The sequence below is a fragment of the Chryseobacterium sp. LJ668 genome (assembly GCF_019613955.1).
Lineage (GTDB): Bacteria > Bacteroidota > Bacteroidia > Flavobacteriales > Weeksellaceae > Chryseobacterium.
This window is the reverse complement of record NZ_CP080443.1, coordinates 154,640-173,677: the sequence shown is the minus strand read 5'-3', so window position 1 is coordinate 173,677 and position 19,038 is coordinate 154,640. Positions and strand designations below refer to the sequence as shown.

19 protein-coding genes are annotated in these 19,038 nt (G+C 34.5%); 12 read left to right on the top strand and 7 right to left on the bottom strand.

Going from position 1 to position 19,038, the window contains the following annotated elements; translation table 11 throughout:
- The first annotated feature begins 132 nt into the window (after nucleotides 1-132).
- From K0U91_RS00805 to K0U91_RS00760, 10 genes are all read left to right on the top strand, one after another.
- On the top strand, nucleotides 133-693 hold the full coding sequence (locus tag K0U91_RS00805; protein ID WP_220180026.1) for a helix-turn-helix domain-containing protein: 561 nt from the start codon (nucleotides 133-135) through the stop codon (nucleotides 691-693).
- A 53-nt stretch (nucleotides 694-746) separates the two neighbouring features.
- Nucleotides 747-1,085 carry a cupin domain-containing protein gene (locus tag K0U91_RS00800; RefSeq protein WP_220180025.1) on the top strand — a complete coding sequence of 113 codons (339 nt, stop codon included), beginning with the start codon at nucleotides 747-749 and terminating at the stop codon, nucleotides 1,083-1,085.
- Nucleotides 1,086-1,121: 36 nt separating this feature from the next.
- A complete protein-coding gene (locus K0U91_RS00795) occupies nucleotides 1,122-1,859 on the top strand; it encodes a cupin domain-containing protein (RefSeq protein ID WP_220180024.1) in 738 nt (245 codons plus the stop codon).
- A 131-nt stretch (nucleotides 1,860-1,990) separates the two neighbouring features.
- Entirely contained in the window at nucleotides 1,991-2,830 is an 840-nt protein-coding gene (locus K0U91_RS00790; protein WP_220180023.1) for a universal stress protein, read from the top strand.
- Between the two features lie 36 nt (nucleotides 2,831-2,866).
- Nucleotides 2,867-5,371 (top strand): cation-translocating P-type ATPase, encoded by a 2,505-nt coding sequence (locus tag K0U91_RS00785; RefSeq protein ID WP_220180022.1) that lies wholly within the window; start codon nucleotides 2,867-2,869, stop codon nucleotides 5,369-5,371.
- Nucleotides 5,372-5,424: 53 nt separating this feature from the next.
- Nucleotides 5,425-6,540 (top strand): Acg family FMN-binding oxidoreductase, encoded by a 1,116-nt coding sequence (locus K0U91_RS00780; protein ID WP_220180021.1) that lies wholly within the window; start codon nucleotides 5,425-5,427, stop codon nucleotides 6,538-6,540.
- Nucleotides 6,541-6,567: 27 nt separating this feature from the next.
- Nucleotides 6,568-7,020 carry a hypothetical protein gene (locus K0U91_RS00775; protein ID WP_220180020.1) on the top strand — a complete coding sequence of 151 codons (453 nt, stop codon included), beginning with the start codon at nucleotides 6,568-6,570 and terminating at the stop codon, nucleotides 7,018-7,020.
- A 1-nt stretch (nucleotide 7,021) separates the two neighbouring features.
- Entirely contained in the window at nucleotides 7,022-7,843 is an 822-nt protein-coding gene (locus K0U91_RS00770; protein ID WP_220180019.1) for a DUF6544 family protein, read from the top strand.
- Nucleotides 7,844-7,850: 7 nt separating this feature from the next.
- Nucleotides 7,851-9,221 carry an SLC13 family permease gene (locus K0U91_RS00765; RefSeq protein WP_220180018.1) on the top strand — a complete coding sequence of 457 codons (1,371 nt, stop codon included), beginning with the start codon at nucleotides 7,851-7,853 and terminating at the stop codon, nucleotides 9,219-9,221.
- 512 nt (nucleotides 9,222-9,733) lie between these two features.
- Nucleotides 9,734-10,222, top strand: coding sequence for a YcxB family protein (locus K0U91_RS00760; protein ID WP_220180017.1), 489 nt, complete (start codon nucleotides 9,734-9,736; stop codon nucleotides 10,220-10,222).
- A gap of 546 nt (nucleotides 10,223-10,768) precedes the next feature.
- On the opposite strand, the gene K0U91_RS00755 is transcribed toward K0U91_RS00760, so the two are convergent.
- Complete coding sequence (locus K0U91_RS00755; protein WP_220180016.1) at nucleotides 10,769-11,638, bottom strand: NmrA family NAD(P)-binding protein; 870 nt, start codon at nucleotides 11,636-11,638, stop codon at nucleotides 10,769-10,771.
- 131 nt (nucleotides 11,639-11,769) lie between these two features.
- Nucleotides 11,770-13,101 (bottom strand): alpha-amylase family glycosyl hydrolase, encoded by a 1,332-nt coding sequence (locus K0U91_RS00750; RefSeq protein WP_220180015.1) that lies wholly within the window; start codon nucleotides 13,099-13,101, stop codon nucleotides 11,770-11,772.
- Nucleotides 13,102-13,198: 97 nt separating this feature from the next.
- Here K0U91_RS00750 and K0U91_RS00745 point away from each other — a divergent pair, with 97 nt between their 5' ends.
- Nucleotides 13,199-14,068: a glycosyltransferase family 32 protein gene (locus tag K0U91_RS00745; protein ID WP_220180014.1), complete on the top strand. Its 870-nt coding sequence runs from the start codon at nucleotides 13,199-13,201 to the stop codon at nucleotides 14,066-14,068.
- Nucleotides 14,069-14,264: 196 nt separating this feature from the next.
- Nucleotides 14,265-15,095, top strand: a complete 831-nt coding sequence (locus K0U91_RS00740) for a phosphatase PAP2 family protein (protein ID WP_220180013.1) — start codon at nucleotides 14,265-14,267, stop codon at nucleotides 15,093-15,095.
- A 249-nt stretch (nucleotides 15,096-15,344) separates the two neighbouring features.
- On the opposite strand, the gene K0U91_RS00735 is transcribed toward K0U91_RS00740, so the two are convergent.
- The 5 genes from K0U91_RS00735 to K0U91_RS00715 all read right to left on the bottom strand — a co-directional run bounded on the left by K0U91_RS00735 (nucleotide 15,345) and on the right by K0U91_RS00715 (nucleotide 18,910).
- Nucleotides 15,345-16,184: a cyanophycinase gene (locus tag K0U91_RS00735; RefSeq protein ID WP_219970985.1), complete on the bottom strand. Its 840-nt coding sequence runs from the start codon at nucleotides 16,182-16,184 to the stop codon at nucleotides 15,345-15,347.
- An 11-nt stretch (nucleotides 16,185-16,195) separates the two neighbouring features.
- Nucleotides 16,196-16,393 carry a hypothetical protein gene (locus tag K0U91_RS00730; RefSeq protein WP_219970983.1) on the bottom strand — a complete coding sequence of 66 codons (198 nt, stop codon included), beginning with the start codon at nucleotides 16,391-16,393 and terminating at the stop codon, nucleotides 16,196-16,198.
- 113 nt (nucleotides 16,394-16,506) lie between these two features.
- Nucleotides 16,507-17,415 carry an NAD(P)/FAD-dependent oxidoreductase gene (locus K0U91_RS00725; protein WP_220180012.1) on the bottom strand — a complete coding sequence of 303 codons (909 nt, stop codon included), beginning with the start codon at nucleotides 17,413-17,415 and terminating at the stop codon, nucleotides 16,507-16,509.
- A gap of 117 nt (nucleotides 17,416-17,532) precedes the next feature.
- A complete protein-coding gene (locus K0U91_RS00720) occupies nucleotides 17,533-18,129 on the bottom strand; it encodes a Crp/Fnr family transcriptional regulator (protein WP_219970980.1) in 597 nt (198 codons plus the stop codon).
- 184 nt (nucleotides 18,130-18,313) lie between these two features.
- Complete coding sequence (locus K0U91_RS00715; RefSeq protein ID WP_220180011.1) at nucleotides 18,314-18,910, bottom strand: Crp/Fnr family transcriptional regulator; 597 nt, start codon at nucleotides 18,908-18,910, stop codon at nucleotides 18,314-18,316.
- Nucleotides 18,911-19,038 lie beyond the last annotated feature (128 nt).

Sequence of the window (19,038 nt, the reverse complement as noted above, 5' to 3'; positions counted from 1 at the left end):
ACGACTACCTTTGATATAATTGACCTGGTCACATCTTTCTATTTTCTAAATTTCCCATAAGGCGTATCCTTATTTATTGACCAAAAAATATCTTAAATAATCGTTACATAATGCAAACACCAATAACAATATATGAAGTTATACATCAAATATATGGTCAGCCTTCGTTGCAAAATGGTAGTCAGGGATGCTTTAGAAGAACTAAAAATCAGATACTCATCTTTAGAATTGGGCTTAGTAGAAACATGCGAAAAAACAAGTGAAAAAAAAAGACTTAAACTATCTGAAATTTTAAAAAAATCAGGTTTAGTACTGCTTGAAGATAAGAAAAGTATTTTGATTGAAAAGATTAAAACAGTCGTTATAGAAATGATACATTATGCTGACGAAATACCCCAGCAAAACTTTTCGGATTTTCTAAGTCAGAAATTAGGTTATGATTATACTTATTTAGCCAATATGTTTTCTGAGGTGAAAGGGATAACGATTCAACATTTCATCATCTTACATAAAGTTGAACGTATAAAGGAATTATTACTATATGATGAATTAAATCTTTCTGAAATTTCTTATCAGCTTAATTACAGTAGTGTTGCACACTTATCTAATCAGTTTAAAAAGATAACAGGTCTTACGCCATCATATTTCAAAAAGCTTGGCAAAAAAAGGAAACAAAATCTTGAAGATTTTTGATTCCACATAACTATCTATATAATTTAAATCAATAATAAATCAGTATTTCCATTATGGAACAAAACGAAATCGAAAAATCAAAAACCTTCATTAGTGTGGAGATTATAGAGTATATACCGAACTCTGTAGTCAGTAAAACTATTTTGAAGAAATCAACAGGAAACATCAGCGTCATGTCTTTCGACAGCGGTGAGGGTTTAACTGAAAAAACATCACCCTTTGATACTTTTGCACAAATTATAGAAGGAAAAGCCGAGATTCTTATTGATGGAAAATCCTTCATGTTGGAGACTGGGGAATCTATCATTATTCCTGCTCATAAACCCAATGTAGTGAAAGCTAATGAACGGTTTAAAATGATATTAACTATCATAAAAAGCGGTTACGAATAAATCTTCGAATTCAGCAATTGCCAAAATTTATATCATATGAATAATAATGATTTAGATGAGAGTTTTGGGACCTTGTCCCAAACGATCAATGAATTAGCAAAATTAGGCTACACGCACGATTTTAACAATAAAGACGATTGTGAAATTTGTCACAACGAAAATTTAATGCTTTCTCCTATAGATTTTAAGATAGATAAAGTTTACAGGTTTGAGGGAAATTCCGATCCGGATTACCAGTCAATACTCTATGTAATTTCATCTACGAAATTTAATGTTAAAGGAATTTTAGTAAATGGTTATGGAATTTCGGCAGATGATGGAATTTCAAAAATTATAGAAAAATTATCCGCAAATCCAAGCAATGATCTGATCGAAAATAAAATGAATGACAGTACCTCAAAACGTCCAGAGGGTGAACGTATTTTAGATGCTTCAATGGTTGAGATAAATGTAAATGATCTCCTCAAACAAATTAAAGATGAGAAGACATGGGCGGAAAGTGATCGAAATTCGATGACGGTCTTCAAATCTGACACGATGCGAATTTTAATCATTGGATTACATCAAAATGCCGAATTAAAACCGCACACAGCAGCTGGCATTATTAGTGTTCAGGTTTTAGAAGGGCAGATAGAGTTTTATACAGAACTTCAAAATACTATACTTGAAAAAGGCCAAATGATTGCGTTGCATGAAAACATTACCCACAGTGTAAAAGCATTAAAAGATAGTTTTTTTTTACTAACAATTTCAATGACTAAAAAAGTCGGTTAAGAAATAATAGAATGCACAACATCAGATATAGTGATTCCAGATCTATATTCTTAAGATCATTTAGTTGGTCCAAAATATCCAAACTTTAATTATTTCTACAACTAATAATCAATAAATCTTAATTAAAAATAATGAAAAAAATTCTTGTTACTACAGATTTTTCAGAACATTCAAAAGCAGGATTGATCTTCGCTATGCAATTAGCCAATCAAAATAATTACCATCTTACTTTTCTTAATGTCCACCATCCACTAACACCATCCGCTTGGGATGCTGTGAGAATGGATGATTACGAAGACGAACAAAAAGATATGATCCGTACCAAACTTCTGCACTTTGTTGAAGACGTATATAAGAGCTCAAAAATACAGACTGTACCAATTGAATATGTTGTAGAAATCTCTGTTTTGCCAAATGCCTGTATTATCGAATATGCTAAAGAACATTCTTTTGACTATATCTGCATCAGCACAAGAGGTGCTGGTAAGTTAGAAAAAATTATAGGAACAATTGCAGCAAACCTTATTAACCATTCTGCGACACCCGTAATTGTTGTTCCTTATGATTATAAGATTAGTGATATCAAAAGTATCCTTTACGCATCAGATCTTGATGATTATACCAATGAAATATTGGAAGTTGTAGTTTTTGCTAAAGCTTTGAATGCTTCGATAGAATTATTACACTTCACATCAAAATCAGAGGAAAATAAACATCGTGAAGAGATAGAAGTCAAAATAGAAAAATTAACAGATTACCCCATCCATATACATATTATTAATAAAGATCCAGGTGTTCATCTTGTAGATGCCATCGAGTTGGCTGTTGAGAATATGCAATTTTCTCCATCTGTTTTAATAATGTTTACGGGGCGAACAAAAAATTGGTTTGAAAGAATATTTTATTCCAGCAACTCTGCGCAGTATGCATTTCAGACAAAAGTGCCATTGTTGGTTTTTAATAAATCATAGAGAAATTTTAAAATCTCACCTAAATCGAACTTTCCAATGTCAACAGATAATTTCAACATACAGGGTTTAGCTGACAGTGAAGTAATTCAGGCAAGGGAAAAGTATGGCAAAAATCAACTCAATTATAAACAAGAAAACACGTTTACTGATACTTTAATACGCATTGCAAAAGATCCAATGCTTATTTTACTGCTGGTAGCAGCCTCTATTTATTTTATAAGTGGCAATGCAGGTGATGGTATTTTCCTGACGGTTGCGATCATCTTCCAAATGTCCATTTCTTTGTATCAGGATTCCAGAAGCAAAAATGCTCTGGAGAAATTGAAACATCTTTCCCAGCCGAATTGCAAAGTGATCCGCAATAGTAAAATTGTAGAAATTAAAAGTGAAGATGTAGTGGTTGGCGATTATGTGATGGTAGAGGAAGGCACACTCATCACGGCAGATGGAACTATTATTCAATCTAATGATTTTTCTGTTAATGAATCCATATTGACAGGTGAGTCTCTTTCTCTTTTTAAAGATAAATCCAAAGAAGACCATCTCATTTATAGTGGGACAACCGTTGCAAGCGGTTTGGCGGTAGCTATCATTACCGCGATTGGCAACGAGACCAAATTAGGGAAAATCGGAAGCAGTCTGGAGGGCATTTCCGAAGAAAAAACCCCATTGGAAAGACAGATTGCGAATTTTGTAAAAAAAATGGCAATCACCGGAGCCGCAGTTTTTGTAATCGTTTGGGCAATTAATTATTGGAATACACAGGACATACTACAAAGCTTGTTACAGTCGCTTACCTTAGCGATGAGTATTTTGCCTGAAGAAATTCCCGTGGCATTTACCACATTTATGGCATTAGGGGCTTGGCGGTTAATGAAATTGGGAATTTTGGTAAAACAGATGAAAACAGTTGAAACACTGGGAAGCGCTACGGTGATCTGCACAGATAAAACCGGAACACTGACTGAAAATAAAATGAGTGTCGCAAAACTATTCCTACTCTCATCTAACAAAATATTTCAGCTCCAAGACCTCCTGTCCGATGATGAAAAGCAGCTCATTGTGGACGCTATGTGGGCAAGCGAACCCAGTCCTTTTGATCCGATGGAGATAGCTTTGCATCAAGCCTACAAAGAGTCAGTAACAGAAGATGAACGTCCGGATTACCAGCTTGTCCACGAATATCCTTTAGGTGGTAAACCACCGATGATGACCCATATTTTTGAAAACTCGTTAGGTAATAGAATTATTGCCGCCAAAGGTGCTCCCGAAGCATTGATGGCGGTATCTTATCTTAACCCATTTGAGACGGAGCAGATTGATGAAGCTATAAAACTTTTGGCAAAACAAGGATTTCGGGTGTTGGGTGTAGGTGTTTCAGAATTTAGTGGTAATTCATATCCGGAAAAACAGCAAAACTTTTTATTTCAATTTAAAGGAATTATTGCATTTTATGATCCACCTAAAAAGAATATTCAAAAGGTAATAGAAGATTTTTATGAGGCGGGGATTGCCGTAAAAATCATCACGGGGGATAATTCTGCCACAACTGAAGCTATCGCAAAACAAATTGGATTCAAGGGATATGAGAAAAGTATTACTGGCGACGAATTAATGAAATTAGATGATGAGGTACTACAAACCACTGTAATGACAAATACCATTTTTACACGGATGTTTCCGGAAGCCAAACTTAAAATCATTAATGCCTTAAAATCTAACCGCCAAATTGTAGCGATGGTAGGTGATGGCGTAAACGATGGTCCGGCTTTGAAAGCAGCCCATATCGGAATAGCGATGGGTGAAAAGGGAACTGAAATCGCTAAACAGGCTGCTTCACTGATTTTATTGAAAGATGATTTATCTAAAATGGTGGATGCTGTAGCAATGGGCAGAAAAATTTATACAAATATCAAGAAAGCCATTCAGTTTATCATTTCTATTCATATTCCGATCATTCTGACTGTATTTATTCCACTGGCATTGGGGTGGATATATCCTAATATTTTCTCCCCGATTCATATCATATTTTTAGAGCTTATTATGGGTCCGACCTGTTCTATAGTTTATGAAAATGAACCAATCGAGAAGAATGCAATGACTCTCAAACCAAGATCTTTTAAAACTACTTTTTTCAGCTGGAACGAGCTTTCGACAAGTGTTGTCCAAGGTTTGGTAATCACTTTTGGGATATTGTTCATCTATCAGTTTTCAGTTTACCAAGGATTTAATGAACCAATCACAAGAACAATGGTGTTCCTTACTTTAGTGACTTCAAATCTATGTTTAACCTTCGAAAACCGTTCGTTTTATTATTCTATCATTGCTACATTAAAATATAAAAACAATTTGTTTCCCATTATAGCAGGAATTACAATCTTTTTAATGGTTTTGATTTTATACTTCACGCCAATAACAGATTTTTTCTCGCTCGAACATTTGAATTTTCAGCAAGTTTTAATTGCAGGTGGAGCAGGAAGTGTTTCCGTCTTATGGTATGAGTTAGTTAAAGTATGGAAGCGAAAATTGAAAAAATTATAAAATGATCACCACGATAATAATCAGAGTAAAACGTATTTATCACTCATAACATCATGGATAGAAGAAAATTTATAAAATACACATCCGGAACCATTGTTATTGCTGGGATTACCTATTATTTGACGAGTGATACATTTAATTTTGAAAGAGCCGATTTGGATGAAATTGAAAAAACTAAAATCCCAATGCAAAGTGATGAAATGGAAATTTTAATCCTGGCATCACTTGCACCTAGTGGACATAACACACAACCATGGTTTGTCAAATATCACGAACCTTTCCATTGGACTATTTGTAATGACAAGATGAGATGGCTTGATGGGGTTGATCCTATGCAGAGGGAAACAATTTTATCAATCGGGGCATTTCTCCAAAATTTGGAATATGCAGCCAATAATCTGGGGTATAGTTGCGAATTCAATTTACTAGCGACAACTAATCAGGATGAAGAAATTATAAATGTCAAATTATCTAAGGCATTAAATATTCAAAAGTTTGAGATTGAAAAAATTAGACATCGAAGGACTTTGCGATCTCATTATTTAGATAAAACGATTAGTAGGGAGGATTTGGATTATGTATCGGAGGATGAGACAGATTTTATAAGATACTATCCCAATACATCAAAAGAGCATTTGTATTTGAATGAGCAAACCATCGAAGCTAATAGATTACAATCCTATCGTGATGCTGCCCAAACTGAATTGGCCAACTGGATTCGATTCTCTAATGAAGATGTGGAAAAATACCAGGATGGTCTTACTCCTGCAAGTATGGAAATTATGGGGATTTCAGGCTGGATTGTTCGTAATTTTTATGATACACAAAGTGTAATGAAGAAAGATTTTCGAGAAAAGAGCATTGCGCAGGTTATAGAACAGGTTTCACAATCTGCGGGTTGGTTGGTGATCACAAGCCGGGATAATTCTGTTTTATCACTATTAGATGCGGGGCGAAGACTGCAACGAATCTGGTTAAAGGTTCGTGACAGAAATATTGCCATTCATCCGATGACACAAATTTTAGAAGAAGAAAAAACTAAAACGGCAGTTGATAACGGTATTGGCATCAAAGAGAACATCCAATTCTTATTGAGAGTTGGATATGTTGAAAATTATCCCGAGCCGGTTACGCTTCGCCGTCACATTAACTTGTTTGTTAATAATTGATTTACCAATAAGATAAGTAGATACGTTATGAAAAATACAGCCCATTCAATACATATTTCATTGCTCCTATTTTTGGGAGTAGGTGCAATTGGTGGTGGCAATATGTTAATCATTTCGCCATCAGGAAGATTATTGGGACAATTACCTTTATCTATCCTTAAAAACTCCCCATTCTATAATTTTCTTATTCCTGGAATAATTTTACTTCTTGTTTTAGGCATTTTCCCGATTTTCGTAGTTTGGGCTTTAATCAAAAAACCAGTGATGCCTTTCGCAGAATATTTTAATGTATTTAAAGACATGCATTGGTCGTGGAGCTACAGTATTTATTGCGCTTTTGCACTGATCGTCTGGATTCAGGTGGAGACTTATTTTATTCAGGGAGTGGGATGGCTTCAGATGTTTTATATGCTTTATTCCATTCCTATGCTCATTGTTGCACTATTACCATCAATCAGAAACAAATACAAATTGCTTTAAGATGACCATAATAATTTTATTGATAATTATTGGAACCTTATTACTTGTCTTGTTACTTGGAAAAGTAATAATGCGATTGAAATTCCAAAAACAAGTTGCAGTCTTATATGTGAATACGAAAAATGTTTCTGATCAAATTTATCACAGCAACCTATTAAAAGGTCTACCCGAACCCGTACTGCGTTATTTTAAATTAGTTTTAAAAGATGGACAACCTTATATAAGTGTAATACGGTTGGAGCATAATGGACAATTTAAGAGTGATCTAAAAAAGGGATATATTAACATTACGGGCGAACAATATTTTTCTGTTGACAAACCACAATTTATCTGGAAAGGTGAAACAACGATGTTCACTGCTATCGATAGTTACCTTGCCGATCAAGGGAGCTTAAAAGTATTATTATTGAATATCTTAATAGTAGTGAATAGTAAGGGAAGGACGTTGAATGAGGGTGAGTTGCAACGTTGGATGGCAGAGAGTGTTTGGTTTCCTACAAACCTGCTGCCTTCAGAAAAGGTAAAATGGATAGCGATAGATGAAAATTCAGCAAAAATATCATTCCACTATAAAGAAACTTCATTTGAATTTATGGTCACCTTTAATGCGATCGGAGAAATTACGACGATGCAAACAGAACGTTTTATGACGAACGAAAAACGAGAAACCTGGTTCTGCAAAATGTCAAATTATAAGGAGGTTGATGGGATGCAAATTCCTTTTTCTGCGGAAGTCGTATGGAGATTATCTGCAGGAGATTTCAGTTATGCGAAATTTGAAGTTCAAAAGATAGAATACAATAAATACGATTCCGAAAATTAGAAATCTTATGGAAAAAATATCGGTTGAAAAAAATTTAAAGACGGTAAAGATTCTACCTCTATGTATTTCTGTAGTGCTTTTCTGTGTCATTTTGAATTTTCCAATTTTTCAAAATCAGCAGGCTCAGAAAGCATTGGCATTGTTGGTTATGGTTGCCGTATTGTGGATGACAGAAGCTATTCCGCTCTCGCTTACCGGATTGATGATTCCCGTGGTTGCTGTATTTTTACAATTAGTTTCTACTCAAGATTCTTTTAAAGAATTTGCGCATCCGATCATCTTTTTATTTATGGGTGGCTTTGTAATTGCCGGCACATTAAGTAGATATGGATTGGACAAAATTTTAGCACAAAAACTGATTCAGCTTTCTAAAGGAAATTTTTACAAAGCAGCAATTTTCCTAATGTTGGCAACTTCCCTAAGTGCTTGCTGGGTAAGTAATACAGCAGCAACAGCGATGATGATTCCATTAGGTTTGGGACTGCTCGGATTACTAAAAATTAAAGTGATCACAGCTGAATCGAAGTTTCTAATTTTAGGGATTGCATATTCTGCTAATATTGGAGGCGTTATCACGATGATAGCTTCACCACCAAATGCTATTGGAGCAGCTGTCCTCAGTCTATCGTTTTCGGAATGGATAAGATATTCCCTGCCTGTTTTCCTAATCACTTTTCCTTTAATGGTTATTATTTTGACGTTTTACTTCAAACCGGATAAGAAGCTCAGTATAGGGCAAATGGCGATTGTAAGAAATAAAGAAATTCCGTTTAAGATGATAGGTTCTATATTTATTTTTACGGTGACATTATGGATGCTGGATAGTGTTTTAGCTCCATTACTAAACATACAGGAAGGTTTCAATTCACTGGTGGCAGTTGTTGCGATTTTCCTTATCTACGTTACAAACATATTGAATTGGAAAGAAATCATACATTCTGTACAGTGGGAGGTTTTGCTTCTATTCGGAGGTGGACTTACTTTAGGTATGCTGATTGATAAGAGTGGTTTGGGATTGTTACTTGTGAATGAGATCGTACAATTAATGAAAATAGTGCCATTGTTTCTATTTCTTTGGATCATCATTATATTCAGTATCATAATGACGGAGTTTATGAGCAATACAGCAAGTGCTGCTTTAATTTTGCCACTACTATTCACCCTTTCAAATCAGCTGAACATCAATCCTATGTTATTGGTATTTCCCGCGACTATTGCAGCATCTTATGGGTTTATGTTACCCGCTGGAACTCCTCCAAATGCAATGGCTTTTGCTACCGGATCAGTACCTCAGAAAGATATGATGAAAGTCGGGTTGCTACTGAATCTTCTTTTCTCAGTAATTTTAGCGGTATTTTTCTATTTGATATTTTATTGAGAACGATTTCGACGAAATCTGTGCTAACATTTTAAATATATACTCATTGGGAAGTAAAAAATGTGTTCAATACATGAAGAAGTAAAAATTAAATGATTCTTTAATCAATTGATTACCATTAAACGACAGATTGATTTCCGAAAAGTAAAAGATCATTTAGATAGTTAATAATTTATCGAATATATTACTTATGATGGAATTTTCAAACTTTTTTTTTGCTCTTCCAAAATATATTTATTAAGTTTGACCCAGTTATTATGGGTTTGAGACCCCTTGTACCTTATTTGTCCCCCAAACTTATCTTTTTGCTTTAAGCAGGAAGTTTTCAAGTTTTGTATCGGAAAATAAAATATGTAAAATATTACAAACTGTCCCAATATTCTGAAATTCATCAGAACCCGTTGAGAAAAAGATCAAAACGATTCAACAAGTTCATTTAATGATGACATAGATCTACTCAAAATGCTTGAATTATTTCAAAAATTTGCAGATATTTAAATCAAAGTCATAAAATGAAGTTAAAAGTAAAAGTAACCATCCGACAATATTTAAAAATATTATTTAGCTTAGCATATTCAAAGCCAATAATGATATTTCTTGTCTGTTTTGCTTTATTACTCGTGCTTTGGATTGCGTTTTACTATTCACATCTTTTAAATATTCCAGAACCTGTAATTTATCAGTATATCACTTTGCTTTTAATTATTGTGATCCAGCCAACCGTTATATTTACTACAATTGTAAGAAATTATTACTCTAGCAATCATTTAAGGGAAACGTTGGATATGGATTTAACGCATGACAAGATAAAAATCAGAGGCGAATCTTTCTATATGGAAATTCTCTGGTCAAAAATCTATAAGGTAGTTGAAAAGAAAAATTGGTTTCTAATTTATCAAAACAATTTATCTGCGATTTTGATTCCTAAAAAAGAGCTGTCACCAGAGCAAATAAGGCAAATTCAAGAGATTTTAGGATCGGTAAAAACTACTCATGAGTAAATAAGTTTCATTGGGAAAGAGTTTTTACCCCAAACAGGTAAATGAAGTTAATTGAACACAGGAGTATCCTAAAATTGGCACTAGATTATCTAAAAACGTAAAACAGCTAATATTATCGATGTGGGAGGTGGAGATGGGAATTTTGTGAATACACTTTTAGAAAAAGGATATACAAATATTTCAGTTTTAGATATTTCGGAAGCACCGATCGAAAGATCAAAAAATAAGTTAGGTAGGAATACCCAAAAAGTAAATTGAATAGTTTCAGATATTCTTGAATTTCATACGGAAAAAACAATTTGATTTTTGGTATGATATTCTGAAACTTCAATGAAAGAAATATTCTCCGTAAATTTTGAAGCTTTAAAATGCTTTACGGAAAATCATACTACTCCATTGAGCACCGTACAAAATTTCCACTTTTGTGCTTTTTATTAAAAAATGAGTCAGTTATATCTTAAAGAAAATATCTTGACCTAATTTTGGTTTTTTAGCTATAAATTTTTGAAAAAAGCTCACATTTTATAACTTAATCTCACAAAACGATTAATCAAGAGACTTTATTTGTTGTTCAATAAACTCTTTTAGAGTAGTTTTTCCTTTTTGTAGATTTACCTTTTGTAAAATGTTTTTTTGGAATTCACGCAGACTTATACTTGTCATATTAGTATAGGATTCAGCAGCTTCTTTGGAGAAACCTATTGAAATATAAGTATTAAACCAGTCTTTTTCTTCAATAACTTTTAATTTAATATCTTGTTTTAAAGCCTCGCTCAATGTGTCGGCAACGTTTTGGGGCGAATATAATTCAGGACCTTCAATCGATGTTATTTTGGCAGTATTTTTTTTAATCATCAGATATGCAGCTAACTCACCAATATCTTGATAGGCTATCATTGGCATTCTGAGATCAGCCGGAAAAAATGATATCAGTTCAGAAGTCTTTTTTACATTTCCCAAATCAGTTGTCCAGTTGCTCATATAATATGCAGGTCTGATAATGCTGTACGGAATTCCTAAATTTTCAATTCCCTTCTCCAGATTATATAAAATACCGAGATCTCCAATATTTTTTCCCTCTCTTGCTCCCATTGTTGACTCAGCAACAATTTTTTTAATACCAGAATCTTTCAGTGATTCTAGCAATAATGCAACAGTTTTTGACTCTTCAATATCTGTGTCTAACTGCGGATTAGCCGGTGGATTTAGAACAAATACTTTTTCTCCTGATTTAAATACTTCATGGATAAATTTAGTGTCCTGTATATTGGTAGTAGCCCAGTCTGCACCTTTTTTCTTCCATTTTAGCTCATCTTTTGAAGATCTTGAAATGATCTTCACCTTTTCACCCCTTTTTAATAAAGATTGTGCTACTGCAGAACCTACTTTTCCCGTTCCTCCCGTAATTATATTCATTATTTCAATTTTAGAAGTTAACGCATCAATTTGTTAAAATGATATTCTTTATATATTTGAATATATTTCGTTGTTTAAGTAAATTCAGATACAAAAATTAAACCTACTGAATTTTATATATCGATATTCATTCAAATTTCTTTGGAATTGTGCAAAACTATATATTCCCAAGGTTCCATCGTCATGATCAAAGTTCCTGAAACTATTTTTTTCTCAACTGTAAAGAGATTGGTGTAAATTCCAGTATCAAACGACGTATCAAACTGAACAATGAAAGATTCTTTACTAAGATTAATAAACGCCAGTACTTTATCACCATTCTTTTCCCTTACAAATGAGATCACCTGATCCATTCTGTCATTCATTATTCTTATCATTTCGCCGCCAAAATTACCATTCCAGAGCGCCTGGTTTTTATGTTTTAATTCAAAAAGTGTTGTGTAGAGTTCTTCGTTCTCGTGGGATTTCCATTCAATCGGATCTTTATCAAAAAATGCTAATGAACGGTCTAGTCCCGCTTCCTGTCCGCTGTAAACAAGCGGAATTCCGTCCATCAAAAAGGTAAAAACCGTTACAGCTTTTAGTGCCTCTCCAAAATTACTATATTGGTTTCCTTCCCATGAATTCTTGTCGTGATTATCAATGAAATTCATCCGGATGCCGGCTTTTGGAAAAATGGAGACGTGTTCTGCTATATAAGCCTCTGTCAGAGTTTTTACACTCACGTTATTTATTGCAATCTGGTGGAGTATATTCCAGAGTGTCCAGTTGTAGGTAGAATCAAAAGCTTTGCGGTGAAGCTCTTTGTCTTCAGCTTCTGCCAGCATAAAGACGCTTTTTATACGGTCAAGTTCTTCTCTCACGTTTTCCCAGAAATCGAGCGGTACAAAACTCGCAATGTCGCAACGATACCCGTCAATCTGATATTCATTGATCCAGAACTTCATAGTATCAGTCATATATTTCCGAAGATCAGGATGTCTGTAATCCAGTTCTATAATGTCATCATAATCTCGCCATCGTGTAGACTGGAAAGTACCTTTTCTGGATTTCATATACCAGTCGGGATGCAGCGTTACCAACTCATTGTCCCAGCTTGTATGGTTGGCAACCCAATCCAGAATTACATACATTCCCTGATCGTGGATGGCTTTGACCAAACTTCTGAAATCTTCTTCTGTACCGAACTCGGGATTGATTTTTAAATAATCTTTTACAGAATAGTAACTCCCCAGACTTCCTTTTCTGTGCAATTCCCCGATAGGCTGAACCGGCATCAGCCAAATGATATCGATGCCCATTTTCTTGAGTCGCGGCAGATGTCTTTCTACAGCTCTGAAGGAACCTTCCTCCGAAAATTGGCGGATATTGAGCTCATAAAGTGTGGCATTCTTAACCCAATCCGGCGTAGTGATTTTTACATATTGCTTGGGCAAATATCGGTTGTCAGTTGATTGATCCATAAGTAGTAAAGATTCTAATAGAAAACCAGAACGAATATCATGCCTTACCACTATCATTTGGAGTAATGACAGATCAATTTTTGATTTTTTTGATTTATTGAAAAAAAAATTATCCAATACTAATTTTAGGTTTGATGTTTGCAAGAAAAAAAAGCACGAGCAGAATTTCTTGTTATTTAATTCAAAATATCAAAACATGATCCCTAAAAAAATACATTACTGTTGGTTTGGCAGACAGCCAAAAACCGAATTGGCAAATCACTGCATCAATACCTGGAAAAAGATTCACCCAGACTATGAAATTGTGGAATGGAACGAAGAAAACTCACCATTGAAAGACAACAACTATGTAAAAGAAGCATATGCTCAGAAGAAATGGGCTTTTGTTTCAGATTATGTTCGGTCCAAAGTGATGTACGAGCAAGGCGGCATTTATATGGATACTGATATGGAGCTGAATCTGCCACTGGATGAGTTCCTGAATGAGAAAGCTGTTTGCGGTTTTGAAGTGAAAGGTGTCCCTTACTCTGCCTTTTGGATGGCTGAGCCAAAACACCAGCTGTCAAAAGATTTTGTATCATATTACGATCAGCAAGATGGTTTTGTAGAGCGTATCAACACCGATATTTTTTCTGAAATGCTGGAAAATGAATATGGGGCAGACCGCTACAGCGACACCATTCAGAAACTGAAGCACGATGTCACGCTTTATCCTTCAGTATATTTTTCTCAACACTTACCGAAGAATTATGTCAGCCACCATTTCAACGGCTCTTGGTTTGGCGGTGATGAAGAAAATACGCACAAAAATATGGTGAATGTCTATGGGCTCCTCGAGCAGCTGATCAATTATTCTGATGCTACAAAAGCGGTGGAAAGCATCATCAATAAACATAAAATTATTAATGTAAATGATATTCTAGATTTGATTCCCAAAGATAAGATCAAAGCCTATCTGAAAGTCTGATACACCAATTACATTTTGGCTTTACCTATATTAAAAATGCTCATTCCAAAGGATCATTCAATTAAAGGTTTTCATTAAAATCTTAGCAATACTGAGGGGAATATTTTTGATATGGTAAGAACAAAACGATCATCTTCCCTTCAAAGTCTTATAAAACAACGAATATTCTATTTGATAATTTTGTTAAAAAAAGTCAATGACTGAAATGAAATTGAAAATCCGGCAACAGGCATTTACATTGACCCTTTGCACCATTGTATTCGTGGCTGTCTACAATTTTTGTACCTGGTATGCATCTTCTTTAGAGCATGTACCATCTTTCACTTTTGACATTGAAAGTTCTATTCCATTCGTACCATTGTCGATTATTCCGTACATGGCGAGTGGGATTTTTTTCTGCGCAGTATTTTTTTCTTGTAAAAATAAGTACCAATTAAAGATCTTAACATGGAGAATACTTTTTGCAATTATTGTAGCAGGATTATTCTTCATTACAGTTCCTTTACAATTTTCCTTTACAAAACCTGAAGTGTCCAATAGTATTTTAAAGCTGCCTTTTTCTTTTTTAAAAGCATTTGATTCTCCATTCAACCAATCACCATCATTGCATATTGTTTTTGCCTTTATATTCTGGTCAGTGTTTAAAGATCTTTCAAGATGGCGGAATTTGGTAATGATATGGCTTATTTTTTTAGGAATTTCGACATTAACGACGTATCAGCATCATTTAATTGATGTTTTAACCGGGGCCATTCTTGCGCATGTTTGCTTTATAATCATCCCTTACCGCAAAAACGATCTTAGATACCGAAATCTTCGGTTGGCAAATTATTATTTTTTATCGGGGTGGATCATTATTACGGCTGCTTTATTGCTAAATCATTATATTGATAGGGAAGGGTTAGTGCTTTTCTTACCTGCAATAGTATCATTTATTATCGGGTATTATTACCAAAAAGATACTAATATTTCATCTTTATTTGTCTTAAATTTAAAACAAAATATTCGTCAATCTAAGAAAAGTTAATATAAAAAACATTTGCAATTAATTAATCCAACAGACATAGAAATAAATTTTTCAGTCGCAGTAGTTTACGAGAGTTAAACTTTGGATAACAAATAATTTAAAGAAGAGATTTTTTACAACACTAAAAATAACTAAAGCGTTGTTTTATTGGTCTGATAATAGCGAAAAAAATCTTGTTTAAGAAAACTTTATAGCTACCAGAACATTTAAAATAAAACTTCACCACATTTTCTTCTTTAACTACGGCCATTATGATTGCGCAGATACAGTCATTTGACCAGTATTTAAATCAACAATACAATCTTCTGTTAAGATGTTAACTTTGAAATTTTCTGCGTAAACCGGAGAGCTTTTCTTTACCGTGCTAATGTTTGTCTGATCAATTTCACTACCACTGATCATCAGTACCATACCTGAACCTTTGCATATTGCCTTGTTTCCCTCTTCTATGAGTAATGCAGTATCTTCTCCAAGTCCGGCACCATAGAGTTCTTGATTTAGTAAAACAGCATGTGCCAGTCTTCCGAATCTCCCTCTGTGGATAAAATGCGTATCGACGATCAGATTATCCAGTAAACCTAATCCGGTTCCAAGTTCGATGTCATCTTTAATTATAGCTTCGCCATTTTCTGCCTCAAAAATAATCACTTCAGGTAAGCACATTGCTCCCGCACTAGTACCTGCAATGATAAAATTTTCTTCATTCGTATACTTTTCATGCAAGAGATTGCGAATGGCTGAATGATTTAGATGTTTGCAGATTCTATTCTGGTCACCCCCTGTAAAAAACACAGTCTTTGCTTTTGAAATTCTTTGAAGATAATGATCTTCCGGTGTTTCTTCAAAAGTATGCAGAAAACCAAAATTGGTATACCCGATTTCCGCAAATGTTTTCCGATAGGTGTCACGCATACTTTCAGGTTCAGCACTGGCTGCTGTAACGATTTCAATACGGTCGTTTTTTGATTGTGCTAAAAGTTTTAGAATTTCATTTTTTAAAAATTTGCGGTTGCTGTCCTGCATTTCAACTTTGTTGTCATCCCGATCTTCATGCCCGCCAATAATTAATATTTTTCCTTTTGGATTCATAGCTTCAGGTATTAGTTATCTGTTTTCACATCAATACTGTCATTCTCCATCTGCAGAGTATCTGATATTTCGTTTAAAGTCTGAATGGTGTCAGATTTTCTGTCATTTACAGTCTGCTTTTTATTTCCCTGATCAGTATATTGTGTTTCAGATTTTGTACATGAAACCGCAAAGAATAGGGCTCCTAGTAATAGTGCTGTATTTTTCATAAGTTTGATTTGGTTAGGTCAAACATAAGAAGTAAAAAATTAAAATCTTATGATGTCAATCACAGAGAATAATATTTTCGCGAAAATTCGGTAAATATTCTTCTTAAATTATTCTAAAATAATTCCTCAGTAAGTTCTGCATTGACGATGGCTCCGGCAAGATTTCCGCTATAAACGGCTTTAGAAACAGACCGCATCAGCGCTGCGTTATCACCACACGCATATATTCCTGGAATTGTGGTGCGCTGCTCATCATCTATCTTGATCAGACCATGGTCGGTAAGGCCGCAGCCAAGTTGTTTTGGGATATCTGACTGCTGCCGAAAGGGAAGTATCGTATATAAAGCCTGGATATCAATCTGAACACCATCTTTCAGCATAATATTGCTGATCAAACCATTACAGTGCATAATTTCCGCTACCGGAACTTCAATAATTTTTATATCATGGCTGCTTAATCTTAACAACTGATCTTCCGTAAAATCCGCTTTGGCTTCTGTCAGTATTATGAGATTCGATGTAAGATTACGGACTAAAGCTGTCAGATGATAAGCCGCATTGCCATTTGCTAAAATGGCCGTTTTCTGATCTCTCATCTCATAACCGTGACAGTATGGGCAGTGAACAATTGATATACCCCAACATTCTTTAAAACCTTTTATATTGGGAATTTCATCTTTAACACCCGTCGCAAAAATCACTTTTTTTGCTTTCAATCGCTCCCCGGTCTCTGTCGTTATAATAAAAAGATCTCCCTCTTTCTTACCGGAAACAGCTTGTGCATTGATAAATCTCACGCCGGTATAGCTGAGCACCTGATTTTTAGCGATATTTGATAAAGTAGATTGCGATTCGCGGTCACGGGTTAAAAAATTGTGTGAAACGGGAGAGAATCTGTTACAAGGTTGATGATGATCAATAATGAGGATTTCTCTACGGAATCTGACGAGACTTAAGGCAGCAGAAAGCCCGGAATAACTTCCTCCGATTATAACAACATCGAAAATTTGATTATTATTCATTGAAGATAAAATATTCTTTTATAATTTCTGTTAGAAGTAAACTGCTGGTTTTAAGAGAATAATTTTAAATATATTTACTCAAAAGCTGCTACTATAATCCCTAAAATTTTATGAAAGCTAATAAAATATTTTACTGTTTTTCAGCTGCAGTATTCCTTCACTATCCATTTTTTTTATGGTTCTGATAACAGTTTCAATTCTCAGACCTGTAATTGAAGCCAGCTGTTTCCTGGTAAGATCAATTTCGTATGAGTATTTTTCCTTTTGATCGCTGTAGCTTTTAAAATAATTAAAAACTCCTATGAGCCTCACATCAGGCCTGAGAGATAAATTATGCTGCATCATGATAAATTTTTGATACAGTCTTTCAGACAAAAATCGATTAACGTCCATAGAAACATCAGGATTTTCATCAAGCAATTGAAAAAATCCTTTTTTTGATATTTTTTGAATTTCGCATGGAAGTAATGTTTCTGCATTGACGGGATATTTTTCTTCAACAAAAAGCATCAGTTCACAAACACTCTGCCCGGGAATGAGCACACTTTGGATAATTTCCTTTCCGTCTTCGTCATAGTGATTTAGTTTAATTCTCCCACTTACTATTTGATAGTAGCATCTGGGAACATCACCTTCATTGAAGATCGTTTCAGAGGGTTGTACGGTTACGGTTTCAGCACCGTATTTATTGAGTAAATTACTGTTAATAAGCATAGTTATATAGTTTTGTATATTGCAAACTCGGCATTAGCTTTCATAGTAGGCTTTAGACCATTTTTAATCAGAATAAAGGATAAAATTGTAAAAAAACATAATGTTTGCGGCATAAATTCAATAATATTGAATTGTTCCGTGATTAATTATAGACATAAGGGATAGCATACCGTGTGCCGAATTGTCAGATCAGAATTTTACGGTTTTTAATACGAAGTATCTTTTCGCGTTCCATCCTTTTAATTGCCCTGATCGTAGTTTCGACACACAAGCCGGTTAATGATGCCAATTGCTGTCGTGTCATTGGAATCTCATACGTGTATGGTGATTTATTCAGCTGGTCCTGCTTCATCATCTGCAATACTTCATTCAGCCTTTCCACTGCGGTATAACAAGATAATTTTTGCATCATAACAGATTTGCTGTATAGGTTTTTTGATAACGATCTGCAAAGGTTAATATAGAGACCGGGATTGCAATCAAAGAATTTTAGTAATTTATTTCTGCAGATTTTAATGATAGTACAATTCGTCAGCGCAACTGCATTGGTAGGATACGGTTTTTCGATATACAGCATATATTCTCCCACCGCATAGGGCGAGTTAAGGATACTTTGAATAAATTCTTTGCCGTCGCTGTGGTAACTGTTCAGCTTTACCTCGCCACTTACTATCTGAAAATAGAATTGCGGGTTTCCCCCTTCATGGAATAAATAATCTCCAGGTTTATAATTTTCTTCTGACGCTCCAATGGAGTACAGAAGTTCTTCTTTTAAAAACATATTTTTATTTTTATGGTTGGTGTAAGGATAGAAATAGCCGTGTATATAACCTGCTTCAAGATCATCAGTGTTTTATGAAGATCATAATTTACTGTATGTTGCCAATACGTTTTAAGGCAACAATCTTT

Bases quoted from the DNA above. Each gene is read 5' to 3' on its own strand.
- K0U91_RS00765 (WP_220180018.1), top strand. From the start codon at position 7,851: ATGGAAAAAATATCGGTTGAAAAAAATTTAAAGACGGTAAAGATTCTA.
- K0U91_RS00775 (WP_220180020.1), top strand. From the start codon at position 6,568: ATGAAAAATACAGCCCATTCAATACATATTTCATTGCTCCTATTTTTG.
- K0U91_RS00715 (WP_220180011.1), bottom strand. From the start codon at position 18,910: ATGTTTTTAAAAGAAGAACTTCTGTACTCCATTGGAGCGTCAGAAGAA.
- K0U91_RS00760 (WP_220180017.1), top strand. From the start codon at position 9,734: ATGAAGTTAAAAGTAAAAGTAACCATCCGACAATATTTAAAAATATTA.
- K0U91_RS00795 (WP_220180024.1), top strand. From the start codon at position 1,122: ATGAATAATAATGATTTAGATGAGAGTTTTGGGACCTTGTCCCAAACG.
- K0U91_RS00755 (WP_220180016.1), bottom strand. From the start codon at position 11,638: ATGAATATAATTACGGGAGGAACGGGAAAAGTAGGTTCTGCAGTAGCA.
- K0U91_RS00790 (WP_220180023.1), top strand. From the start codon at position 1,991: ATGAAAAAAATTCTTGTTACTACAGATTTTTCAGAACATTCAAAAGCA.
- K0U91_RS00800 (WP_220180025.1), top strand. From the start codon at position 747: ATGGAACAAAACGAAATCGAAAAATCAAAAACCTTCATTAGTGTGGAG.
- K0U91_RS00725 (WP_220180012.1), bottom strand. From the start codon at position 17,415: ATGAATAATAATCAAATTTTCGATGTTGTTATAATCGGAGGAAGTTAT.
- K0U91_RS00735 (WP_219970985.1), bottom strand. From the start codon at position 16,184: ATGAATCCAAAAGGAAAAATATTAATTATTGGCGGGCATGAAGATCGG.
- K0U91_RS00805 (WP_220180026.1), top strand. From the start codon at position 133: ATGAAGTTATACATCAAATATATGGTCAGCCTTCGTTGCAAAATGGTA.
- K0U91_RS00785 (WP_220180022.1), top strand. From the start codon at position 2,867: ATGTCAACAGATAATTTCAACATACAGGGTTTAGCTGACAGTGAAGTA.
- K0U91_RS00730 (WP_219970983.1), bottom strand. From the start codon at position 16,393: ATGAAAAATACAGCACTATTACTAGGAGCCCTATTCTTTGCGGTTTCA.
- K0U91_RS00750 (WP_220180015.1), bottom strand. From the start codon at position 13,101: ATGGATCAATCAACTGACAACCGATATTTGCCCAAGCAATATGTAAAA.
- K0U91_RS00720 (WP_219970980.1), bottom strand. From the start codon at position 18,129: ATGCTTATTAACAGTAATTTACTCAATAAATACGGTGCTGAAACCGTA.
- K0U91_RS00770 (WP_220180019.1), top strand. From the start codon at position 7,022: ATGACCATAATAATTTTATTGATAATTATTGGAACCTTATTACTTGTC.
- K0U91_RS00740 (WP_220180013.1), top strand. From the start codon at position 14,265: ATGACTGAAATGAAATTGAAAATCCGGCAACAGGCATTTACATTGACC.
- K0U91_RS00780 (WP_220180021.1), top strand. From the start codon at position 5,425: ATGGATAGAAGAAAATTTATAAAATACACATCCGGAACCATTGTTATT.